We start from the raw sequence: 1,496 nt of genomic DNA on the forward strand, positions 1-1,496 counted from the left end.
GCTTCCCGCTGGCTCTGCCCCGGGGCGGCCCTGGCGGCCGCGCCGCTCGCCCTCGGCGCCCTCCTCGCCCGGCGCCCGGTGGCGTACCTCGCCGCCCTGGTGACGGCCATCGCGCTCGTGCTCGTCGCGCTCGCCGCGCTGCGCGAGGCGCTCGCGCGGACGCTGCCCGCCGACCGCCGCGGCGCCGCGACGGGCGCGCTCCTCCTCGTCGCGCTCCTCGGTGACGCGCCGGCGGCGCTCGTCGTCGGCGCGGTCTCGCACCGCACCTCGCTCTGGTGGGCCATGTTGCTCGTCCCCGCCGCGCTCCTCGCCGGAGGCGTGCTCCTCGCGCAGGCGGCGCGGGGTCCGGGCGCAGGCGCAGGGCCCGGGGAGGAAGCCGGACGACGCTGAACGGCGCGCCGGACGTGCTACGGCAGCAGCCGGTACACGTCCGCGAACCGCCGCTCCGCGAAGGCGCGGACGAGCTCGGGGTGCGCGCCGCGCCGCACGTCGTCGAGGAGCGCGTACTTGCGCGCGTGGTAGTGCGCGACCGCCTCGGCGAGGCGGACGCCGTCGCGGCCCCCGCGGAACAGCGCGCCGTGGACGAGCGTCTCCTTCGCGGCGTGGACCGCCTTCTGGAGCGCAGGCGGCTTCGTGCGGCGTCCCTCCGCGTGGAAGCGGATGGCCCACAGGAGCGCGTAGCGATCGACCTTCGAGCGCATCGCCTCGACGCTCGTCGCGAAGCGGTGCTCGACGTGCGCCTCGAGCCGCACCGTGGCCGCGGGCGGGAGCGCCTCGTGGACGATCATGCTCGGCTCCCAGCGCGCGTGGTCGCGCCGCACGAGCCGGACGTGCCGCTCGGTGCGGAAGAGGAAGCGGTGACCCGGCAGCTCCGCCCAGTCGCGCCGGACGAGCGAGTAGTGCGGCGCGGACGGCGCGGACGCCTTCCAGGCGCGGAGCGCGGCGATCGCCTCGGGCTCCAGCCACTCGTCCGAGTCGAGGAAGAACACGTAGTCGCAGGCGGGCAAGGCCTCCGTGGCCACCTGGCGCGCGGCGCCGTAGCCCTCCCACCGGTGGACCACGTGGCGGATGCCGCGCGCGCGGACGAGCTCGGCGGACCCGTCCGACGAGCAGGAGTCCACCGCGACGAGCTCGTCCGCGACCGCCGCGACCGAGTCGAGGCAGCGCGCGAGGGTGTCCGCGTTGTCGCCGTGGATGACGAAGCCGCCGAGCCGCAAGGAGCCTCCCGAGGCGGCGACCTTTACCCGGGGGGGCCGCCGCGGCGCAAGCGCGACGGTCCGCCGGCCCCGTGGGCGAGCGGCTCGCGCGCCGGGGCGCGCGTGGTCCTTGCGAGCGGCGCCGGGGTGCCGTCAGGATGCGGCGCATGAGCCGTTCCGAGCGGATCTTCTGCGCCTGCGCGCCCGGCCTCGAGCCCGTCCTCGCGGCCGAGCTCGCGGCGCTGGGGCTCGCCGCGCGCGCCCTCCCGGGCGGCGCCGAGGCCGAGGGCGAGGACGCCG

Annotated in this window: 2 protein-coding genes and 1 pseudogene; 2 read left to right on the plus strand and 1 reads right to left on the minus strand. The window is 78.0% G+C overall.

Annotated features, from left to right (window positions below):
- A partial coding sequence (locus MNZ39_RS23995; protein ID WP_374202561.1) for a hypothetical protein occupies nucleotides 1-390 on the plus strand: 390 nt, incomplete at its 5' end.
- Between the two features lie 17 nt (nucleotides 391-407).
- Here the strand turns inward: MNZ39_RS23995 and MNZ39_RS24000 are convergent.
- The gene (locus MNZ39_RS24000) at nucleotides 408-1,217 is read right to left on the minus strand and encodes a glycosyltransferase family 2 protein (protein WP_242341597.1); all 810 of its coding nucleotides are present in this window, start codon (nucleotides 1,215-1,217) and stop codon (nucleotides 408-410) included.
- Between the two features lie 146 nt (nucleotides 1,218-1,363).
- On the opposite strand from MNZ39_RS24000, the pseudogene MNZ39_RS25150 reads away from it, so the two are divergent.
- Nucleotides 1,364-1,496: pseudogene (locus MNZ39_RS25150) on the plus strand (RNA methyltransferase); the annotation flags it as partial.

The organism is Anaeromyxobacter sp. SG66 (assembly GCF_022690805.1).
Lineage (GTDB): Bacteria > Myxococcota > Myxococcia > Myxococcales > Anaeromyxobacteraceae > Anaeromyxobacter > Anaeromyxobacter soli.